Raw genomic sequence first — 19098 nt, forward strand, 5'->3', positions numbered from 1 at the left:
AAGGAACGGAGAGAGCAGACATGCGACGGACATCCCTGCTGTGTGTCCCCTTCGCGGGTGCCGGCGCCTCGTTCTTCCACCCATGGGCGGCGCTGACGGACGGGAACCCGCGGATCGTGGCACTCCAGTTACCGGGCCGGGAGTGGCGGCTCTCCGAGAACCCGTACCGGGACGTGGCGCAGGCCGCCGCCGGGCTGTTCCCCGCCGTGACCGAGGAGATCAGCCCGGGCGACCGGGTCGCGATCTTCGGGCACAGCCTCGGCGCGGTGCTGGCGTACGAACTCGCCCACCTGCTGGCCGACCGCACCCAAGCCGACGTGGCGCGGCTCTTCGTGAGCGGCTCACCGGGCCCCTGGACGCGGCGGACCAGGCGGGCCACCGGCCTGCCCGACGAGGAGTTCCTGCTGCGCGTCAAGGAGTTCGCCGGCTACGACCACGAGGCGCTGTCCGATCCGGACATGCGCCAGCTGATCCTGCCGACCCTGCGGGCCGACGTCGAGATGCACGAGAACTACGTCCCCTCCACGGACCGGCCGCTGCCGCTGCCCGTCACCGCCGTGCGCGGCACCGGGGACGACCTGGTCACGGCCGAGCAGACCGGCGAATGGGCCAAGGCGACCAGCGCCGATTTCACCCAGGCCGAGGTGGAGGGCGGGCACATGTACATCGCCGAGGACCCCGGCAGCCTGCTGCGTCTGGTCGACGACGCACTCGCCCGTTAGGAGCGGCCATGCAGCTTGCCGGCAAGACCGCGATCGTCACCGGTGCCGCGCGGGGCCTGGGACGTGCCTGCGCGGTCGCCTTCGCCCGGGAGGGCGCCGATCTCGTCCTCCTCGACCTCTGCGCCGACCTGCCCGGCGTGCCGTATCCGCTGGGCAACGCGGGTCAGCTCGACCACACCGCCGAACTGTGCCGCGAGCACGGCGCCGCCGTCCTGGCCCGGCAGACCGATGTCCGCGACCTCGCCGCTCTGCGGCACGCCGTGGACGACGCCCACGGCCGGTTCGGACGCATCGACGTGCTGCTCAACAACGCCGGGATCGCCGCCCCTTCCGGCAAGCCCGCCGACGAGATCGACGAGGACGAGTGGCAGCTCATGATCGATGTGGATCTCTCCGGCGCGTGGCGCGCGATCAAGGCGGTCGGCAAGATCCTTAAGGCCCAGCGGGCCGGCAGCATCGTCAACGTCGCGTCCACGGCCGGGCAGGTCGGATACCGCAACTTCGCGGGTTACGTGGCGGCCAAGCACGGCGTCATCGGGCTCACCAAGGCCGCGGCTCTCGACTTCGCCCCGGTGAAGGTCAGGGTCAACGCCCTGTGCCCGGGCTCGGTCCGGGACGACGCGGTGGTGGAGGGCCGGATGCTGTCGGAGATCGCCAGGTCGCTTCAGGTGCCGGTCACCGAGCACGAGGAGGCGTTCGTCCAGGCGCAGCCCATGAACGCCCTGATCGAGCCGGACGATGTCGCCTCGGCCGCGGTCTGGCTCGCCTCCGACGGGTCCCGGCAGGTCACGGGATCGGTCATCACCGTCGACGGCGGGTTCACGGCCCGCTGAACCGCAGGGAGTGGGACGTGGTCACCTTCCAGTCAGGCGAGGACGCCGGTCAGTGCCACGCGCTGCGCGTCCGCCTCGAAGCCTCCGACAGCGTGGACGTGCCCTGGGTGGAACAGGTGCCCTTCGCGAGCGACGAGCCGGGCGCCGAGCGCCGCCGCGAGCGCGAGCTGTACCGGCCGGTCGACGCCGGCCGTGGATCGCGCACCGTGCTGATCCGCTACACCGACGGCCCGGCCGACCTCGTCGTCGTGGCGCACCGGGCCGCGTTCGACCAGCGGGCGTTACGCCGCCTGGCGGCCGCGGTGCGCGACGGCGGGAAGCCCGTGCCGGCACGAGCAGACCCGCCGGGAGACTTCGACCACGCACCCTCCTGGGGGCTGGGGGACCGGAGTCAGGGGGAAGCCTCGGCGGGCCACCTGGTCACGCTGCCCGAGGGGACGTCCCGTGATCCGGCGGGCTGGCAGGCGGCGCTCGCCGTCGTGCTCTCCCGGTACGAGCCGGAGCGATCGCCGGTGGTCGCCGCGCTGGACACCGGTGAACGGGGCGGCCTCCCGCCGGCCGGGGCCGTGAGCGCCGGGCTGGTCTTCGACCTGGGCGGCGAGGGGGAGTACGTGCCGTGCCTGGCGCCCGTCTTCCCGTTGACGGTCACAGTCGGCGAGGACGGCCTGCGCTGCGACCACAGACTCGACCGCGTGAGCGAGCCGATCGCGAGACAGTTCGTCCGCCATCTGGCCGAGGCGCATCGGCAGCTCACCGGCCCGTCCGACCTCTTCGACGCGGCGGAACGCGACCGGATCCTGCGGCTCGGGCGAGCGCCGCGGCCGCCGCGCGGCACGTCGCGACGGATCCCGGACGTGATCGCCGAGAGGGTCGCCGAGCGTCCCGACGCGGTCGCGCTCCTCGACGAGGACCTCCCGGTGACCTACCGCGAGCTCGACCGGTGGTCCGACCGGCTCGCGCACGGTCTGCGCGCGGCCGGGGTGAGCGACGGGACCCTGGTCGGTGTCTGCCTGGAGCGATCGGCGCACCTCGTGGCGGTCCTGCTGGCCGTGCTCAAGGCGGGGGCGGTCTATGTGCCGCTGGATCCGGCGTATCCGTCGGAACGTCTCGCCTACACGGTCGCGGACTCCCGCTTGCGGGTCGTAATCACCGAGCCGGAGGGGTTCCCCGGCTCCCCGGGCGTCGACGTGCTCACGCCCGCACAGGTGCTGGGGCTGAGCGACGACCGAGCGGACGGTCCGCCCGTGACCGGCACCGGACCCGAGGACCCGGCGTACGTGATCTACACCTCGGGGTCCACCGGCAGACCCAAGGGGGTGCTCGTCCCGCACGCCAACGTCGTCGCCCTGATGGACGCCACCCGCGACGACTTCACCCTCGGCGCCGCCGACGTGTGGACGTTCTTCCACTCCGTGGCGTTCGACTTCTCGGTCTGGGAGATCTGGGGCTGTCTGATGACCGGCGGCCGTCTCGTCGTCGTCCCGTACTGGGTGTCCCGGTCGCCCGAGCAGTTCCACGACCTCGTCGCCGTCCATAAGGTCACCGTGCTCAGCCAGACACCGTCCGCCTTCGCCCAACTCGCGGAGGCCGACCGCGCCAAGGGCAGGCGGCTCGGGGTGCGGCTGGTGATCTTCGGGGGCGAGCCGCTGGACGCCCGGAGCCTGCTGCCGTGGCTCGACCGGTACCCCGAATCCCGCTGCCGCCTGGTCAACATGTTCGGGATCACCGAGACCACCGTGCACGTCACCGCCGAGACCGTCACGCGACGACTCGCCCTGGCCGGCTCCCGGTCCGTGGGCAGGGCGCTCCCCGGCTGGCGGGTGTACGTCCTGGACGCGGCGGGGCGACTCGCGCCTCCCGGGGTGGCCGGCGAGATCCACGTCGGCGGCGCCGGGGTGGCGCTCGGTTATCTGCGGCGCCCGGAGCTGACACGGGAGCGGTTCCGCCCCGATCCGTTCGGCGGCGGGCTGATGTACCGCACCGGAGACCGGGGGCGGTTGCGGCCGGACGGCGCGCTGGAGCATCTGGGACGCCTCGACAACCAGGTCAAGTTGCGGGGGTTCCGCATCGAGCTGGACGAGATCCGTTCGGTGCTGGCCGAGTGCCCCGGGGTGACCGCCGCCGCCGTGATGCTGCGTCAGGTGGATCCGAACGACGCGGCGACCGGCCGGCTCGACGCCTACGTGGTCCTCTCCGAGGGCTCCACCGCGGGCGTACGGGAGCGGGCCGCCCGGATCCTCCCCGACTACATGCTGCCCTCGACCGTCACGGCTGTGCCGGCGCTTCCCATGACGGCGAACGGGAAGGTCGACCTCGCCGCCCTGCCCGAACCGGCAGCGTCCTCCTCCCGCGGGAGAGAAGAGCCGGCGGTGGACGAGGACGACCTCTCCGGCGAGTTGCTGACGCTGTGGGAGCAGCTCTTCGGCTTCACCGTGAGCCTGTCCGACAGCTTCTGGGAACTGGGCGGGAACTCGCTGCTCGCCGTCAGGATGGCCTCGATGATGCGCGAACGGGGCCTGCCGCCCCTGCACATACGCGTGCTCTACCTCAACCCGACGGTGCGGGAGCTGGCAGTCGTGCTGAGGGAGTGACCGGCTTACTCGGAGGTGCTCTCGACGACGCGGTTCTCCCAGGCCCAGACGGCGATCTCGGTTCGGTTGCGCACCCCGAGCTTGGTCTGGATGCCCGACAGGTGGCTCTTGACCGTGCTGAGCGAGATGAACAGCTCGGCGGCGATCTCCTGGTTGGTGCGGCCGCGCGCGATGGCCTTGACGACCTCCAGCGCGCGTCCGGACAGCTGCGGAGTGTCCTTGGCGCGGCCCCGGGGCATCGCCTGGGTCTCGTTCAGGTGCTTCAGCAGCCGCAGGGTGACCGACGGCGAGACCAGCGCCTCGCCGTTGTAGGCGGCGCGGACGGCTTCGATGAGCAGGGCGGGACCGGCGTCCTTGAGGACGAACCCCGCCGCGCCGCCCCGCAGTGCCCCGTACACGTAGTCGTCGAGGTCGAACGTGGTGACCACGATGACCCGGATCGGATCGGTCACCCCCGGGCCGGCCAGCGCGCGGGTGACCTCGATGCCGTCGAGCCTGGGCATCCTGATGTCCACCAGACAGACGTCCGGCCGCAGCCGCCTGGCCATGGAGATCGCCTCGACGCCGTCCTCGGCCTCGCCGAGGACGGAGATGTCGGGTTGATCCTCCAGGATCAGCCGCAGGCCGCGGCGGATCATCGCCTGGTCGTCGGCGAGCAGGACCTTGATGGTCATCCGGGCTCCCTGGTGGGGACGGGCAGGGTCGCCCGCACGGACCAGCCGACGCCTGGGCGGGGCCCGGCGCACAGTGAGCCGCCGAGCGTCTCGACGCGTTCGCGCATGCCGATCAAACCGTACCCGCCGCGGTGGTGGGGGCGGGGGGCGTTCGGCGGGGCGTCGTCGGCGACCTCGACGGTGACGGTCTCGGTGTCGCGGCTGACGGTGACGTCGATGGAGCGGGCGTGCTGCGCGTGCCGCAGGACGTTCGTCAGGGCCTCCTGGACGATGCGGTACACCGTGCTCGTCACCTCGGGCGGCCACTCGGTGTCGTCCTCCGGCGCGTGCAGGCGCACCTTCGGGCCCTGGCGGCTGAAGCGTTCGACCAGCCTGCTCAGCCCCTCCGGCCCGGGCGAGGCGGGCGCGGCGTCGTCGGTGTCGCGCAGCAGGCCGACCACCCGGCGCATCGCGGCCATGGCTTCGAACCCGGCGGCCTCGATCTCGGTCAGCGAGTCCGCCACGTTCTCCGGGTCCCGGCGGGCCACGACCTGAGCGGCCTGCGCCTGGATCAGCATCCCGGTGATGTGGTGGGCCACGATGTCGTGCAACTCCCGGGCCAGCTCCAGCCGTTCGGACCGGCGGACCCGTTTGGCGTTGGCCTTCGCCCGGTCGTCGAGCCTGCGCAGCGACAACCCCACCCCGAGCGCGGCCAGCCAGGCCACCGCGGCGATGGCCGTGACGGCCGTCGCCGGCCGGGACACGAACTGGGCGGCCACCAGCAGGAGTCCGCAGCCCGCGATGGCCCCGGCCCGCACCGTCGGCAGCACCCGGACCGCGGATCCGATGAGCACCGCCAGGCCCAGGGCGATGGACGGGCCGAGCCCGGCGGGCAGTTGGACGTCCGGCAGCAGGGGGACGACGAAGGCCACCGCGGCCACGACGAGGCCCGCGACCGCCGTCCAGGTCCGCCCCCGATGACGCATCAGAGCGAGCCCGCACACCACCACCGCGGCAGCCGCGCCCGGTACCCAGGACGCGGCTCCCCAGGTCTGTGCGAGGGCGACGGCCTGGATGGCGATCGCCGCGAGGAACGTGACGCCGAGCCCGACCGTGGACACGCCCTTGGCCCATGGGTTCGGAATGGTCACGTTGATCAGGCTACCGAATCCGGGCCCGCGGTCCGCCCGGTTCGGCGGGGTCGCGGGCGGGGTGCCGGGTGGCTCCGCGGTGCGGGCGGTGTGCTGGGCGGCGCTCATCGCGTTCAGATCTCCTGGCATGCTACGGCTGCGGCGGGTTGGCCCAGGAGTCCTGTGAGGTCCGGGCGGTGGCCAGCGCCCGGCTGTCGAGGCCGCGCAGCACCGGACCCAGCACGAGAGCGATGATCATCGCCATCGTGGCCAGGGCCGTCACCCCGCTCAACCCGTCGCTCCAGGGGACCGCGGTCACCACGACGCCGCCCAGGGCGATCGCGGCGGCCGGCCCCGCCGGCAGTGTCCTGAGCGCGGAGCCGACCAGCACCGCCAGGGCGAACGCCGTGACGGGCGCGGGCTCCTGCGGCAGATCGTCCCCGACCTTCAGGGACACCGCGATGGCGACGGCCGTCACGACCAGACCCGCGAGCGAGATGAGCAATTTGTGCCGCTCGCGCAACAGCGCGAGGCCGGTCATGACGATCGAGACGGCGCACCCGAACATCCAGGAGGCGCCGCCCCAGCTGGTCATGAACATGAATGCGGTGAAAAGGATTCCCAGGGCGAGCACGACGCCCAGCCCGACGTTGAACATCTTTCCCGGTGGCCTTGTCGGCTGCTCCGCTGAAGTCATGCGCTCAGGCTAGGAAGCCGACGCACGTCGCGGACCGGCCGAAAGTACGGAAGAGCGTGGACGAAGCCGTGCTTTGGACCGGTTCCGGCTGGGCCGGGCTCATGTCCGCGGGGCGTGCGGGCTCGACGCATCCGGGACGCGCCGCGCGGACAGGTCGAACAGACGGCTGTCCAGACAGCGCTCGACGGCCAGGTCGAACAGACGCCGCTCCACGTCCTCGCGTTCGGCCGGGGTGAGGACCGGCGGACCGCCCATCCTCCCGGTCAGCCGGTCCAGGGCGCCCAGCAGGGCGGCATCGGGGTAGCGGGTGCCGCACCGGCGCCACACCGCCAGCGCGGAGGCGGCCGCGAGGACCGTCGTGTACCGGTCGGCGAGGGCGAACGCGGCGGGCGAGGCGTCGATCGTGATGTCCGCCGGTCCGAGCGCCGCGCACCCGTCCCGCACCGCCCGCAGCTCGTCCCGGCACCGGGCGGCGAACCGGCGGACCGGATCCGGGTCGTCGGCCGGCACACCGTCCGCGAGCTCGGTGAGCGCGCCGACGATGCCGTCGTGGCGTGGCATACCGGTGCTCAGCCGCTCCAGGGACAACGCGGGCAGGTCGCCGACCGGGTCGAACAGCGACGGCGCGGCAGGCGGGCCGTCCAACCAGGACCTGCGGGCCAGCCGGGGGAGTTGCGGCAGCAGCGTCACCAGGGCGGCGCTGAGCGACACATGGGCGAAGGTGGCGGGAGCGACGTCCCGGGCCAGCTTCTGGAACAGCGCGTACGGGCCCTGCCGCAGGTAGGATCTCGCGCCCAGGACCGCCCGCAGGTCCTCGAACGCGTCGAGCAGGAGCCGCGCGTTGAGGTACTTCGCCGCCGGGGCGTAGACCGCCATCGACTCCGGCTCCAGGTGCAGCGCCCGCACGATCACCGCCGAGAACACGTCCATGGCCAGAAGGTCGGCGTAGGCGCGGGCGATCACCGCGCGCACGTACGGCAGGTCGGCGACCCTGCCGCCGTACAGACGGCGGTCGAGGGAGGACCGGACCGCGAGGCGCAGCGCGGTGTCCAGTGGCCCGACGATCATCGCCGGGCCCACCGAGCGGGTCAGCTGGTACGAGCGCAGCGCCACCTCGATGCCCTGCCCCGGCGAGCCGATCAGCGCGTCCTCGGGGAGGGGACAGCCGGCGAACTCCACGCCGCCGAGCTGGACGCCGCGCATGCCGGAGCTGTGGAAACGCGGCAGGTCCCGGATCGTCCCGGCGGGCAGGTCGTCGCGCGTGAGGAGGAACTGGCTGTGGCTGCGGCTGCCCGCGCCCGGCCCGGTCCGGGCGAACAGCACCATGGCCTCCGCCCGCCGCACGTTCGTCACGATCTCCTTGCGCCCGGACAGCCGCCAGCCCGTTCCCTCCGGGTGGGCGGCGCACTCCGCGTGCGCGAAGTCGTTGCCGTGCGCCAGCTCGTGGAACGCCGCAGCGATCCGGCCGTTCCCCAGCAACAGGTCCGCCGCCCGGCGCCGCTGCTCCTCGCTGCCGCTGCTCCAGATGTTGACGGAGGCGATGAGGGAGCTGAAGCCGTATCCGAGACCGAGACAGGGGTCGCGCCGCCACAGGGTCCGCAGCACCTCGGCGAGCCGGTCGGCGCGCTCCAGGCGGCCGCCGTACGCCACCGGCACGAACTCGGCGTTCAGACGGTAGTCGTCCAGCACCCGCTCGCCCTCGGCGAGCATCTCCTGCCGTTCGTCGGCGTCCAGAACCGCCCGCTGACCCACCGGGTTCCGGTCGTCCCAGACGTCGCCCAGCAGCACGTCCAGCTCCGCGGCGCTCATCAGCGGCCGTCCCGGAGCCGGTGCGCCGGCGTTCCGAACGGGGACACGGGACCGCCGGAGCGCGCCGCCTGCGCCACCCGCTGTGCGAGCAGGTCGTCGATCCGGTCGTCTCCCGGTGCCGCGACCGGTGCCGGGATCCGCAGTGTCGCGGCGAGCCTGGCGCGCAGGGCTCGCAGGGCGGCCCGCACCCACAGGCCGTCCTCCCACAACGGTTCGCCGTCCTGCCGGTGCCGTCCGGCCGACCAGGCGTGCAGGCACGCCGCCGCCGCGTAACAGAGTTCGTAGGCGGCGGCGATCTCGTAGGCGGCCATCGGCGGGTGGGCGGCCGGAGGCACAGCCGCCATCAGCTGATGGACTTCGGCGGTGGCGGCTTCGACAGCGGCGGCATGCTCCGCGAGCCCCTCGGGAGCCGTTCCGGTGGCGAGGGCCCCGGACAGCGCGGGGAGGGACTGCACCACGGAACATCCCCTGCGGGACAGCAGTGTCAGAGCCCCGCGGTCCAGCGGCCGCAGCGGCTCGCCCGCCGACGCCGCCTCCGCCAGCCCCTCCTGGTCGGCCGCGCCGGCGGAGTACTCGCGCACCAGGCGCGGGAACTGCTGCACGAGAGCGGCGCGGTTCACCGGAGTGCTGCCGTCGAACACCGACACGATCTGATGGTCGCGCCAGGTCTTCTGGAAGGCCCCGTGCGCGTACACGCCGGTGAGGAAGGACCGTGCTCCGAGCAGTTCGGCCAGCTCGTGGATCACCGAGTCGGTCAGGGTCGGCGCGAGGGACTTGACCACCGCGGACACCACGCTCATCTCGCCCGTCAGGGCGTGGATGGTGCGGCTGCCGACCAGGGCCGCCGCCTCGGTGGCGGCCAGCAGCGCCGCGCACCGGCCGAGGATCGCCCGCGGGTGGGCGCGGTCCAGCAGCGGGCGCCGCTGGACGATCCGCTCGGCGACGAACGTCGCGGCGATCCGCAGCGCGTGCTCGCCGGCACCGAGCGACAGAGCCGCGCACATGGTCCGGGTGAGCTGAAGCGCCCGCAGCACGGTCTCGACCCCCGTGCCCTCGCGGCCGAGCAGGGCACCGGGGTGCACGCTCGCCCCCTCGAACGCGATGCCGGAGATGTCGATGCCCCGGATGCCGTGCGTGGGTTCCTTGGGCAGGGCACGCCAGGTGCCGGGAGCGAGCGCGGTCTTGTCCACGAGGAAGAGGCTCTGGCCCCGCCCGGTGCCGGGCGTTCCGGTGCGGGCCAGGACGGTCAGGTACCTGGCCCGGGTGGCGTTGTTGACGGGCCACTTCACACCGTCCAGCCGGTATCCGCCGCCGTGCACGGTCGCGGTCAGGTCCCCGTTGAGCAGGTCGGCGCCGTGGTGCGGTTCGGACAGTGCCCAGGCGACGGGTTCGCCGGCCAGGATCGCCGCCGCCACCGTGGTGGCCTGTTCGGCGTGGCCGGCGCACCAGACCGACGCGGCGCCGAGATAGGTCTTGCCGTGCGCGATCGCGGCGCTCAGGTCGTGCCGGGCCACCGTACGCCACAGGCGCAGCAGCAGTTCATGGTCGCTGTCGGCGCCACCCCACTCGGCCGGCACGTAGTACGCGGGCAGGCCGAACGAGTCGAGCCGTTCGACGAGCGGAGCGGGGAACACCTCGGCGGCGTCCAGCTCGGCGCTCAGGCGGCCCGTCCCGAACCCGGCCCCGTCCGGGCCGAGGCCCGCGGGACCACGGGGCGCGACCTCGGCCAGGGCCGCGTCGAGCGCCGTCTCCAGCTCCGTGCCCGCGCCGGCGCGGACCGGTGTCACCGCCCCGGCCCCGTCGGTGTCGCCCGCAGCGCGGGCTCCAACTCGGCGTGCAGCACGGTCATGTCGCCCGCGAGGAACCGGTCCCGCATGGCGGTGCGCCGGATCTTGCCGCTGGTCGTGCGGCGTACGGTGCCGCGTCGCACCAGCACGATGTTGCGCATGGGGAGGCCGAACGACCGGCTGAGCCGGCGGCTGACCGCGGTGACGACCTCCGGCAGTTCGGCCTTCGGGGTCTTCGGGTGCACCTCGTGCACGAGGACGACGCGCTCGTCCGGCGAGCCGATCCCGAACGCGGCCCCGACCTGGCCGCTGAGCGCTTCGTGCGCACCCCGTGCCTCGTGCTCGATGTCCTGCGGAAAGAAGTTGCGGCCATGGACGATCAGCATTTCCTTGAGGCGGCCCGTGACGAACAACTCGCCCTCCACCAGCGCCCCCAGATCACCGGTGCGCAGCCAGCCGGGCCCCTGGTCGGCGCCGGCCAGACGAGCGTCGAAGACCCGCGCGCTCAACTCCGGCTTGCCCCAGTAACCGCGGCCGACGCTCTCCCCGCGCAACCAGATCTCACCGACCCTGCCCTCGGGCAGCGGACTGCGGGTCTGCGGGTCGACGATCCGCAGGTCGAAGGCGTGCGGCCGGCCGAGGCCGGTCAGCGGCCGGCCCGCGCCGCCGGACGCCGGGTGCAACTCCGGCCGCCCACGTGATTCCAGACGCCGCGGATCCACCGTGAGCACGGTCGGCCGGACGTCCTCGGGCACGCATGTCACGTACGCCGTGGACTCGGCGAGGCCGTAGCCGGGGGAGTGGGCGAGAGCGCGCAGGCCGATCCGGGCGAACCGTTCGGTGAATGCCTCCATGGTCGGTGCGTGGATCGGCTCGGCGCCGTTACCGGCGTAACGGAGAGCCGACAGATCGAGTCCCTCCGCCATCTCGTCGGTGATGAGGCGGGTGCACAGGTCGTACGCGAAGTTGGGGGCGCAGGTGAAGGTGATCCGGAACCGGTCCATCATGCGGAACCACTCGACCGGCCGTCGGATGAACAGGGTCGGCTGCATCAGCGTGAGGGTCGCGCCGCACAGCAGGGCCGCGGTGAGCTGGGTGAACAGGCCCATGTCGTGGTGCAGCGGCAGCCAACTGCCGAACCGGTGCTGCGGACCGAGCCCGACGTGTCTGCACACCGCCTCGATGTTGGCCAGGACCGCGCCATGGGTGAGGATCACCCCCTTCGGCGAGCCGGTGGATCCTGAGCTGTATTGCAGGATCGCGTCCGCGTCGCGGGCGACGACCCGCCCGACCGTCTCCTGCCCGACCGCCTTCGCCCCGGAGGCAGGTTCCGCGTCCGTGGGCAGGACGGCCTCGACGCCGAGCCGGTCCAGGCTGTGGTCGCGCAGGTGCGTGGTGACCTGCGCCTGGGCGGCTTGCGTGGTCAGGGCCAGGCCGGGCGAGCAGTCGGCCGCGATCGCGGCGATCCGCTCACCGGCGCTCGCCGAACCACCCGGCATCGGCGAGGGCACGGCGACCAGCCCGGCGGACAGGCAGGCGAGGTAGACCTCCGCGAACTCGATGCCGGTCGGCAGGGCGATGAGCACCCGTTCGCCGGGGGCCAGTCTGCTGCTCAGCTCCTGCGCGCGCGCCCGGGACCGGCGGGCCAGTTCCCCGTAGGTGATGCTTTCGGGGTCCGCCCCGGTGGAGCCGTGATAGAGAGTGAGTGCGGTCCGTTCGGGATGAGCGGCGACACGCGCGGCGAAGGCATCGCCCAGGCTCCGGAATCCGGTGAGGTCGACTGTCATGGCGTCAGCGCTGGTTTTCCATCGCCTCGATGAGGCTCTTGGGCCGCATGTCGGTCCAGTTCTTCTCGATGTAGTCGAGGCATTCCTGGCGTCCGGCCTCCCCGAAAACGGTGTTCCAGCCATCGGGAACGGTGGCGAACACAGGCCAGAGCGAGTGCTGGCCCTCGTCGTTGACCAGGACGAGATAGGTGGCGTCGGGGTCTTCAAAAGGATTCGGCACAGCGTTGCCCTCTCTCGAAGAACGAAGGGGTGCGCGGCGGCTTGACCGCGCTTCACTATGCCTCCGCGGTTCGCTGACCATCAATGCGCCGGCCCGGCCCCCGGGGGGCCCGGTGTCCAACCGCACCCCGGTCGTCACTTGGACGGATCCGGCGGCCGGGCGCCCCTGGTGGACGAGGGGGACGGGACATACCGTTCCACTCGAACATCAGGATGGTCGCGTCGTCCCGCAGCCGGCCGGCGGACGAGTCGAGGATGGAGTGGATGAGGCGCCGCAGCGTCTCGGGCGCACTCGATCGCCCGGCTTCAGCGCGATCTCGTGCGTCTGCCGCTGCCCTCCGGCGAACAGTGACGGCAGCCCCATCGGCGGTTCCGGCTCGCGCCGCATCGCGTCGACGATCAGCAGGGTCGTCTCCGTCAGGGAGTGGTCGAAGGCGTCGCCGCGATCTCGTGGGCGGGCTCCAGCACGGCCGTGGACACGACGCGCCCGGTGCCGATCGTGCGGGGCGGCAGGAAGGCCCGCAGCATCTCGGCCGGCAGGGCCACCGGGTTCGTGCGCGTGCGCCGGCCGAGGAGTCCTGGCACCCCCGGGCCGACGTGATCATCATGGCGGGCAGCGTGGCGAGGGCCCGGCCGCGGCGCAGAACGGCCGGCGTCAGCGACGGCGCCTGCACGGCGAGGACGCCGAGGCGTTCCGCGCCCTCCACGAGGGGGACCCAGGCCGTCATGCCGCCCGACTCGGACTCCGCCACGCGCAGGGACTGGGTGCGGCAGGCCCAGCCCGCGAGTGAGTCGTCGACGAGCAGGGGCGGGGCGATGTCGCCGAGCGGGACGAGCCGGCGCTGCTGGATGTCGGCGAGAGAGACCACGGAGTGCTTCAGGCCCAGGGCCTCGGTGCAGCGGGCGCCGGGACCGCGGGCACCCGGGGCCTGCCGGGTGTGTCGTCCAGCAGTCTCACACCGGGGTGCACGGGGTGCCCGGCGACAGGGGCGGACGGACGACAGCCCCTGGGCGGACCGGGCTACTGCGGCTGGAGTCTGACCAGGACCTCTCCGGACGCCGAGCGGACCTCGTAGCGGGCCGTCTCGTCGGGATGCTTGGAGGAGCTGGCCATCATCGTGCTGGGCCGGTCGTCGTGTCCGGGCCCGTGCCAGCTGGTCGCGGTCTCCTCGGTGCCGTCACGGCCGATGATGACCAGGTGGCAGGGGCGGGGACCGGCGGCGTCCTTCACCTTCAGCTCGACCTGGCTGCCCGAGGCCTTGTCCTCCACCGTGACCTGGGCCCAGACACCCGACCGCGCGTCGGTCGCCGCGATCCGCACCGGCTCCTCGGCGCCGCCCCGCGCCATCATCGCGACGCCGGGTACCGATACGGCGATCACCACCGACGCGGCCAGGCCGAACAGCATGCGCCGGCGTCCGGCCCGGCGCCGCGTCGCCACCTCGGCCAGCAACCGGTCCAGCATGCGCGGCCCGGGCTGCGCCATCGGGTGCACGAACCGTGGCGTCGCCCGCCGGTAGAGCATCAACTGCCGTGTCGTCGGGCCGAATTCCGTCACCTCTGCGGCGCACCGAGGGCACTCCATGAGGTGGTCCTCGAAGCGGAAGGCCTCCGCCTCGTCCAGCACGCCGAGCGCGTAGGCGCCGACGTCGCGATGCCTTTCCAGGGACCTCATGCCGAATCCTCGTGCCGTTGGGTGCGGGTGGGGTTACTCCTTGCTCCCACCGGTACGGACCAGGCAGCGGAATCACTCAAGCCGGTGACACAATCGCAACCAAAGGATTCGGAGCCCTCCGGCCCGCGGATTGGTCCGGGGCCGCAGAAATCTAGAAAAGGTGGATGGCGAGGTGTCCCAGTGGCAGCCCGAGCTGCCAGGCGGGCGTCCAGACCTTCGGTCCCTCGTCCTCCCCGACCACCGGAGCGCCGCCCGGCACCGCGTTCAGGTCGGGCGCGAGCAGCTCGGTCTCCTGGAGCCAGCGCCAGGCCTCGTCCGCCAGGTCCAGGTCCGGCGCGGGCCGGCCCGACTGCGCGGCCGCGGCGGTGAGCTCGGCCAGCCGCTCGCGCACCCACTCCTGCCACGGCTGGTCGTAGGCCGTCAGTGACAGCCACGTCTCCAGCTGCGTGACGACCCTGATGCCGGACAGCTCTCCCTCGGTGTCGGAGAGGAAGATGGTCAGTGCCAGTGCGTCCCGCCCCGCGCGGAACTCGAAGGACGTCGGCGGCATCAGATCGCCGGTCCGCAGCAGCTCGTCGGCGATGTACTCGGCATACAACCACGCCATGGGGACGGTCAGTTCACCGTCGGCGCCGTCCGTGCCCTCGTCGCTTCTGTGCAGCATCCCTTCCTGCCTTCCTCCGGTACGTGCGCGTTGCCCGACACCGGGCCCCGGGGCGCTGGATGCCCCATCCGGAACACGGATGGGAACAGCCGATTACTCAACCGGGGTCCTCAGCAAGGCGCTTTACGGAGGCTTGACTCGGCCATTGGTTTCAGCGCAGGTCGGCGGCGTATCCCGGAAGCACCCGGCGCAGGGCGCGCAGCGCGTAGTACGCGCGGGACTTCACGGTACCGGGCGGGATGCCGAGGGTCGCCGCTGCTTCCGCCACACTCGCCCCCTGGAAGTACACGAGCACCAGGACTTCACGGTGTTCCGGAGTGAGTGTCTTCACAGCCTGGCGGACGTCGAGCATCGCCGCGGCCCGCTCGGCGTGGTCGGAGATGACCCGCGCGTTCTCCAGCACCGCGTCGCCGACCTCGGCCGGACGCGCCTGCCGGGCCCGCCGGGCGTCGATCGCGAGCCGCCGCCCGACGGTCATGAGCCAGGGCCGTACGGAGTCGAAGTCGTCGGCGCGCAGGGCCTCGGGGTGCTGCCAGGCACGCACCAGCGTCTCCTGTACCAGGTCCTCCGCGCGCTGCCGGTCGCCGTCGCAGAGCCGGAGCAGGAGCGCGAAGAGGGGCCGGCCGTGCTCGCGCTGCAGTGCGGCGAGCTCGTGCTCGGCGGTCGTCCCGTTCGTGAGAGTGGATCCGGCCGTCATGGCCGTATGCCACCGCAGGGTGCGGCCGGGGGACAGGGCACGTACCGGCTTGTGCGGCGGACGGTCGATCGCGTCGACGAACGGTTCGACGAACGGTCACGGCGCCCGGCCATGCGGGTGCCGGACGGGCTGATGAGCGTGTCGGAGCCGCGTGGGACGTCGTGTGCCTTCTTTCCTGTTTGTGTGTAAATACGACCACAACGCCCACAGTGGGGTGAATGGATGATCGCACGCAGTCGACAGGTGGCCCTGGCCCTGACCGCCGCCCTCGCCGCGGGAGCCGCCTGCCAGGCCCGCAGTCACGAACCGGGCGGGCACGGACGCCCGGCACCGTCCGTGGCCGCGCCACGCGGCTTCACACTGGTCGCCTCCGGCGACGTCCTCCCGCACAGCTCGATCATCGACCGGGCCCGCTTCGACGCCGGAGGCACCGGCTACGACTTCCGGCCGATGCTCTCCGGGATCCGCTCCGTCGTCTCCCGCGCCGACGTGGCCCTGTGCCACATGGAGACCGTGTACGGCGCGAACGGCCAGTACACCGGCTACCCCGCCTTCAAGTCCCCGCCCGAGGTGGCCCCGGCCCTCGCCGCCACCGGCTACGACGGCTGCTCCACCGCCTCCAACCACACCCTCGACGACGGCGCCGACGGCATCGGCCGCACCCTCGACGCCCTCGACCGCGCGGGCGTCCGGCACGCCGGCTCGGCACGTAACGAGGAGGAGGCCCGCACGGTGACGGTCCTCCAGGCCGGGCCGGCGAAGGTCGCCCACCTCGCCTACACCTACGACACCAACGGCATCCCGCTCCCCGACGGCCGGCCCTGGGCCGTGAACCTCATCGACGAGGCCAAGATCCTCGCGGACGCCCGGGCCGCGCGCGAGGCGGGCGCCGACGTGGTCGTGGTCTCCCTGCACTGGGGCACCGAATGGCAGGACGCCCCCGACGAACGGCAGCTGACCCTGGCCCGCAGTCTCACCGCCGCGCTCAGCGGGGGCCGCCCCGACATCGACCTGATCCTCGGCACCCACGCCCACGTCCCGCAGGCCTACGAGAAGGTCAACGGCACCTGGGTGATCTACGGGATGGGGGACCAGATCGCCGGCGAGATGACCAACCACCAGGGCGCCAAGGACCCGCGCGGCAACCAGTCCACCCTCGGCCGCTTCACCTTCGCCCCGCCCGCACGGCCCGGCGGCCGCTGGGAGGTGACGAAGGCCGAGTTCGTCCCGCAGTGGTTCGACGTCGACGCCGGCCGGGTCGTCAACCTCAACCGGGCGATCGCCCAGGGCGCCGGCGTCCAGGCCGTCCGCGACCGCATCCGCGACATCGTGCTCAGCCGCGGCGCGGCCGAGGACGGCCTGGTGATGGGGGAGTAGGCACGGCGCAGCCGCCCGGTCAGCGCCGCGCCAGCTCCGAGCGCCGGTAGGAGTACGCGAAGTAGATCACGAGCCCGATCGCGAACCAGACGGCGAACCGCACCCACGTCTGCCACTGGAGGAAGGTGATCAGCCAGATCGAGAAGACGATGCCCAACGCCGGCACCACCGGCATCCACGGCGTACGGAACGTGCGCGGCAGGTCCGGCTGCCGGTAGCGCAGCACGATCACCGCCGCGCACACCACCACGAACGCCAGCAGGATGCCGATGTTGGTCAGCTCGGCCGCCTCGCCGATCGGCAGGAAACCGGCGATGGCGGCCGACGCGACCCCCACGATCCAGGTGACACGCGTGGGCACGTGCCGCGTCGGGTGCGTCTTCGCGAACCACTTGGGCAGCAGCCCGTCACGGGACATGGAGAACCACACCCGGGTCACGGCAAGCGTATGGCGAAGTGACCTTTAAGTTCGTGATGGAACTGGCCGCCTGCCGCCAAACAGAAGGGCACCGCCGCGGAGCGGGACGTGGTCCGGTATCTCCAAAGCTGGTGGCCCTCAGCGGAGCGGCGGGCCCTGTCCGGCAGCAAGGACAAGGGCGACGTCGCCGGGGTCCCCGGTGTTGTTGTGGAGATCAAGGCCGCGACGCGCCAAGAGCTGACGAAGTGGCATCGGGAGACCCTGACGGAGCAGGAGAACGCCAAGGGCGCAGTACTGCCTGTTGGTGGTCAAGCGGCCGTACAAGAGCGTCCAGGAGTGGGACGCCTACATGCCTCAGGCACAGGTGGTCGGCTTCGGCCGTGAGGAGTCAGTGGGATGGGTGCGTATGGATCTTCAGTTCGCCGTGAGGCTCCTGCTCAATTCCCGATCGCTCCTGTACTCGCGTACTACGGCGTAGACCCGAAAGAGGCCCGTTGGGGCCACAGCACCATCCGCTGCGTGCTCCCCGACCACGACGACAGGACCCCCTCTCTCTCGATTGATCTTGAGAAGGGGGTCTTTCACTGCTTCGGGTGCCAGCGCGGCGGTGCTGCGGTGCAGTTCATCATGTTCATGGACGAGAAGGCGAAGACACGTGAGGCCGCTGAGCGACGAGCAGAGGAGATACTTCGAGCAGGCGGTATCGACGTACCAAGCCGATCTCGCGGCCGATACCGCCGCCCAGGCCTACCTGACGACGAGAGGTCTCAACCCCGCCGCAGCCGCTACGTTCCGCCTGGGCATCGTACGTAGGCCACTGACGGGACACGAGCAGTATCAGGGCCGACTGGCCATCCCGTGCGCACGGCTCAGCTCTACTCGCCGGCCGTCGTGTTCTTCGAGGACATCGACGTCATCGGCGAGGCCGGCGATCCGGCCCGGGTCTCGAAGCTCCTCGACTCCTTCGACGGCATCGGCGCCAAGGGTGCCGAGGTGGTGGCGATCCTGACCACCAACCGCAAGGACAAGATCGACAAGGGCATGCTGAGGCCCGGCCGCCTGGACACCGTGATCTCCATCAACCACCTGGACCAGGTGCGGGTGGAGAAGCTGATCAAGGCGCACGTGTCGGAGGACATGCTGCGGGTCATGGACTACGGCAAGGTCTTCGAGTCCTTCAAGGAGTTCACGCCCGCATTCGCCAAGGAGGCCATCAGCCGGGCGAAGCGTTACGCCATCGCCCGCGAGGGCGGCAAGCCCACGATGCTCACCACGTCGGACTTCGTGGGCGCGGCCAACTCCCTGAAGCCGCAGCTGGACCTGATGCACGCGGCCGACGAGGAGAAGACCTCGCCGTCCCTGGACAAGGCCCTTCGCGAGGTCGTCTCCGACGTCATCGACAACGTGAAGTTCATCGACGACGAGGGCGACGAAGTCAGCATCGGCGCCGGTGACGGCCTGATGGTCGACCGCGAAGAGCTGCCCGTCTGATCGGACACGGGGCCCGGCGTCCGCCGGGCCCTGGGCTCTACACCCCGAGAGGGGGTTAACCATGTGCAGCAACTGCAAGGCCCAAGTCGATCACGGCGTGGCGGCCCTGGAGGCACTCGCCAACGGCGAGGCGATCCCGGAGACGGAGAATGCCGCCCTGCCTGACGGGGCGCAGCCCATACCCATGGTCGTCGCCGACTTCGGCGACAAGGTGGGGATCGTCACCTCGAAGGAGGGATGGATCGCCCTCAAGGTCCTCATGTCGATGATCGGCGGAATCATCCCGCTCGACGGCGACTGAGCCACCCGCCGCCCCGAGGTGGCTCAGCCCTCCGGGCGGTGGGGCCAGGACATGGAGAGACCCCTTGAGCGACGGGGGGGAAAGCTCAAGGGGTCTCAGACCCGCCCCGGCAGCGGCTCTGCTGCCTAACGAGCTCGTGCATAGTTGGCGGTGAGACGTCGAGCCCTTGATCGTTGATCATGGTCGGATGGCGGGGACCGCGACTCGTACAGTGATCATCGGCAACCGGCGGATCACGGGCCTGACG

General features: G+C 71.9%; 18 protein-coding genes and 1 pseudogene. 7 read left to right on the forward strand and 12 right to left on the reverse strand.

Going from position 1 to position 19098, the window contains the following annotated elements; genetic code table 11:
• Positions 1-20 precede the first annotated feature (20 nt).
• Genes QF034_RS36375 through QF034_RS36385 form a run of 3 tightly spaced genes read left to right on the forward strand, consistent with a single transcriptional unit; the run spans position 21 to position 4146 of the window.
• Entirely contained in the window at positions 21-722 is a 702-nt protein-coding gene (locus QF034_RS36375; protein ID WP_307178911.1) for a thioesterase II family protein, read from the forward strand.
• A gap of 8 nt (positions 723-730) precedes the next feature.
• Positions 731-1555 carry an SDR family oxidoreductase gene (locus tag QF034_RS36380; RefSeq protein ID WP_307178912.1) on the forward strand — a complete coding sequence of 275 codons (825 nt, stop codon included), beginning with the start codon at positions 731-733 and terminating at the stop codon, positions 1553-1555.
• Positions 1556-1572: 17 nt separating this feature from the next.
• Positions 1573-4146 (forward strand): amino acid adenylation domain-containing protein, encoded by a 2574-nt coding sequence (locus QF034_RS36385; RefSeq protein ID WP_307178913.1) that lies wholly within the window; start codon positions 1573-1575, stop codon positions 4144-4146.
• 5 nt (positions 4147-4151) lie between these two features.
• On the opposite strand, the gene QF034_RS36390 is transcribed toward QF034_RS36385, so the two are convergent.
• The 11 genes from QF034_RS36390 to QF034_RS36440 all read right to left on the reverse strand — a co-directional run bounded on the left by QF034_RS36390 (position 4152) and on the right by QF034_RS36440 (position 15264).
• Positions 4152-4820, reverse strand: a complete 669-nt coding sequence (locus QF034_RS36390; RefSeq protein WP_307178914.1) for a response regulator — start codon at positions 4818-4820, stop codon at positions 4152-4154.
• The gene (locus QF034_RS36395) at positions 4817-6058 is read right to left on the reverse strand and encodes a sensor histidine kinase (RefSeq protein WP_307178915.1); all 1242 of its coding nucleotides are present in this window, start codon (positions 6056-6058) and stop codon (positions 4817-4819) included. The genes QF034_RS36390 and QF034_RS36395 overlap by 4 nt, the downstream gene beginning before the upstream one ends.
• 22 nt (positions 6059-6080) lie before the next feature.
• A complete protein-coding gene (locus QF034_RS36400) occupies positions 6081-6626 on the reverse strand; it encodes a metal transporter (protein WP_307178916.1) in 546 nt (181 codons plus the stop codon).
• Between the two features lie 99 nt (positions 6627-6725).
• On the reverse strand, positions 6726-8435 hold the full coding sequence (locus QF034_RS36405; RefSeq protein WP_307178917.1) for an acyl-CoA dehydrogenase family protein: 1710 nt from the start codon (positions 8433-8435) through the stop codon (positions 6726-6728).
• On the reverse strand, positions 8435-10222 hold the full coding sequence (locus tag QF034_RS36410; RefSeq protein ID WP_307178918.1) for an acyl-CoA dehydrogenase family protein: 1788 nt from the start codon (positions 10220-10222) through the stop codon (positions 8435-8437). Before QF034_RS36410 ends, QF034_RS36405 begins: the two co-directional genes overlap by 1 nt.
• Entirely contained in the window at positions 10219-12009 is a 1791-nt protein-coding gene (locus QF034_RS36415; protein ID WP_307178919.1) for a fatty acyl-AMP ligase, read from the reverse strand. Before QF034_RS36415 ends, QF034_RS36410 begins: the two co-directional genes overlap by 4 nt.
• Positions 12010-12013: 4 nt before the next feature.
• Positions 12014-12229: an MbtH family protein gene (locus QF034_RS36420; RefSeq protein ID WP_307178920.1), complete on the reverse strand. Its 216-nt coding sequence runs from the start codon at positions 12227-12229 to the stop codon at positions 12014-12016.
• A gap of 416 nt (positions 12230-12645) precedes the next feature.
• Positions 12646-12813, reverse strand: coding sequence for a hypothetical protein (locus tag QF034_RS36425; RefSeq protein ID WP_307178921.1), 168 nt, complete (start codon positions 12811-12813; stop codon positions 12646-12648).
• Positions 12814-13249: 436 nt separating this feature from the next.
• Entirely contained in the window at positions 13250-13903 is a 654-nt protein-coding gene (locus QF034_RS36430; protein ID WP_307178922.1) for a zf-HC2 domain-containing protein, read from the reverse strand.
• A gap of 151 nt (positions 13904-14054) precedes the next feature.
• On the reverse strand, positions 14055-14567 hold the full coding sequence (locus tag QF034_RS36435) for a hypothetical protein (protein WP_307178923.1): 513 nt from the start codon (positions 14565-14567) through the stop codon (positions 14055-14057).
• 151 nt (positions 14568-14718) lie between these two features.
• Positions 14719-15264 carry a sigma-70 family RNA polymerase sigma factor gene (locus QF034_RS36440; RefSeq protein ID WP_306960889.1) on the reverse strand — a complete coding sequence of 182 codons (546 nt, stop codon included), beginning with the start codon at positions 15262-15264 and terminating at the stop codon, positions 14719-14721.
• Positions 15265-15486: 222 nt separating this feature from the next.
• On the opposite strand from QF034_RS36440, the gene QF034_RS36445 reads away from it, so the two are divergent.
• Positions 15487-16641, forward strand: a complete 1155-nt coding sequence (locus tag QF034_RS36445) for a CapA family protein (RefSeq protein ID WP_307178924.1) — start codon at positions 15487-15489, stop codon at positions 16639-16641.
• A 19-nt stretch (positions 16642-16660) separates the two neighbouring features.
• Here QF034_RS36445 and QF034_RS36450 read toward each other — a convergent pair.
• Positions 16661-17086 (reverse strand): annotated as a pseudogene (locus tag QF034_RS36450) (APC family permease); the annotation flags it as partial.
• 369 nt (positions 17087-17455) lie between these two features.
• Here QF034_RS36450 and QF034_RS41640 point away from each other — a divergent pair.
• The 3 genes from QF034_RS41640 (at position 17456) to QF034_RS36460 (ending at position 18851) form a co-directional block, all read left to right on the forward strand.
• The gene (locus QF034_RS41640; RefSeq protein ID WP_370880910.1) at positions 17456-17872 is read left to right on the forward strand and encodes a CHC2 zinc finger domain-containing protein; all 417 of its coding nucleotides are present in this window, start codon (positions 17456-17458) and stop codon (positions 17870-17872) included.
• A 45-nt stretch (positions 17873-17917) separates the two neighbouring features.
• Positions 17918-18550 carry an AAA family ATPase gene (locus tag QF034_RS36455; protein WP_307178925.1) on the forward strand — a complete coding sequence of 211 codons (633 nt, stop codon included), beginning with the start codon at positions 17918-17920 and terminating at the stop codon, positions 18548-18550.
• Positions 18551-18611: 61 nt separating this feature from the next.
• Positions 18612-18851, forward strand: a complete 240-nt coding sequence (locus QF034_RS36460; protein ID WP_307178926.1) for a hypothetical protein — start codon at positions 18612-18614, stop codon at positions 18849-18851.
• Positions 18852-19098: the final 247 nt, after the last annotated feature.

Origin of the sequence: Streptomyces africanus, from assembly GCF_030816955.1 — a bacterium.
Lineage (GTDB): Bacteria > Actinomycetota > Actinomycetes > Streptomycetales > Streptomycetaceae > Streptomyces > Streptomyces africanus.

Excerpts from the sequence above, each read along its gene's own strand:
- QF034_RS36375 (WP_307178911.1), top strand. The coding sequence starts at position 21 with ATGCGACGGACATCCCTGCTGTGTGTCCCCTTCGCGGGTGCCGGCGCC.
- QF034_RS36380 (WP_307178912.1), top strand. The coding sequence starts at position 731 with ATGCAGCTTGCCGGCAAGACCGCGATCGTCACCGGTGCCGCGCGGGGC.
- QF034_RS36390 (WP_307178914.1), bottom strand. The coding sequence starts at position 4,820 with ATGACCATCAAGGTCCTGCTCGCCGACGACCAGGCGATGATCCGCCGC.
- QF034_RS36395 (WP_307178915.1), bottom strand. The coding sequence starts at position 6,058 with ATGAGCGCCGCCCAGCACACCGCCCGCACCGCGGAGCCACCCGGCACC.
- QF034_RS36400 (WP_307178916.1), bottom strand. The coding sequence starts at position 6,626 with ATGACTTCAGCGGAGCAGCCGACAAGGCCACCGGGAAAGATGTTCAAC.
- QF034_RS36405 (WP_307178917.1), bottom strand. The coding sequence starts at position 8,435 with ATGAGCGCCGCGGAGCTGGACGTGCTGCTGGGCGACGTCTGGGACGAC.
- QF034_RS36415 (WP_307178919.1), bottom strand. The coding sequence starts at position 12,009 with ATGACAGTCGACCTCACCGGATTCCGGAGCCTGGGCGATGCCTTCGCC.
- QF034_RS36430 (WP_307178922.1), bottom strand. The coding sequence starts at position 13,903 with ATGAGGTCCCTGGAAAGGCATCGCGACGTCGGCGCCTACGCGCTCGGC.
- QF034_RS36435 (WP_307178923.1), bottom strand. The coding sequence starts at position 14,567 with ATGCTGCACAGAAGCGACGAGGGCACGGACGGCGCCGACGGTGAACTG.
- QF034_RS36440 (WP_306960889.1), bottom strand. The coding sequence starts at position 15,264 with ATGACGGCCGGATCCACTCTCACGAACGGGACGACCGCCGAGCACGAG.
- QF034_RS36445 (WP_307178924.1), top strand. The coding sequence starts at position 15,487 with ATGATCGCACGCAGTCGACAGGTGGCCCTGGCCCTGACCGCCGCCCTC.
- QF034_RS41640 (WP_370880910.1), top strand. The coding sequence starts at position 17,456 with ATGGGTGCGTATGGATCTTCAGTTCGCCGTGAGGCTCCTGCTCAATTC.
- QF034_RS36460 (WP_307178926.1), top strand. The coding sequence starts at position 18,612 with ATGTGCAGCAACTGCAAGGCCCAAGTCGATCACGGCGTGGCGGCCCTG.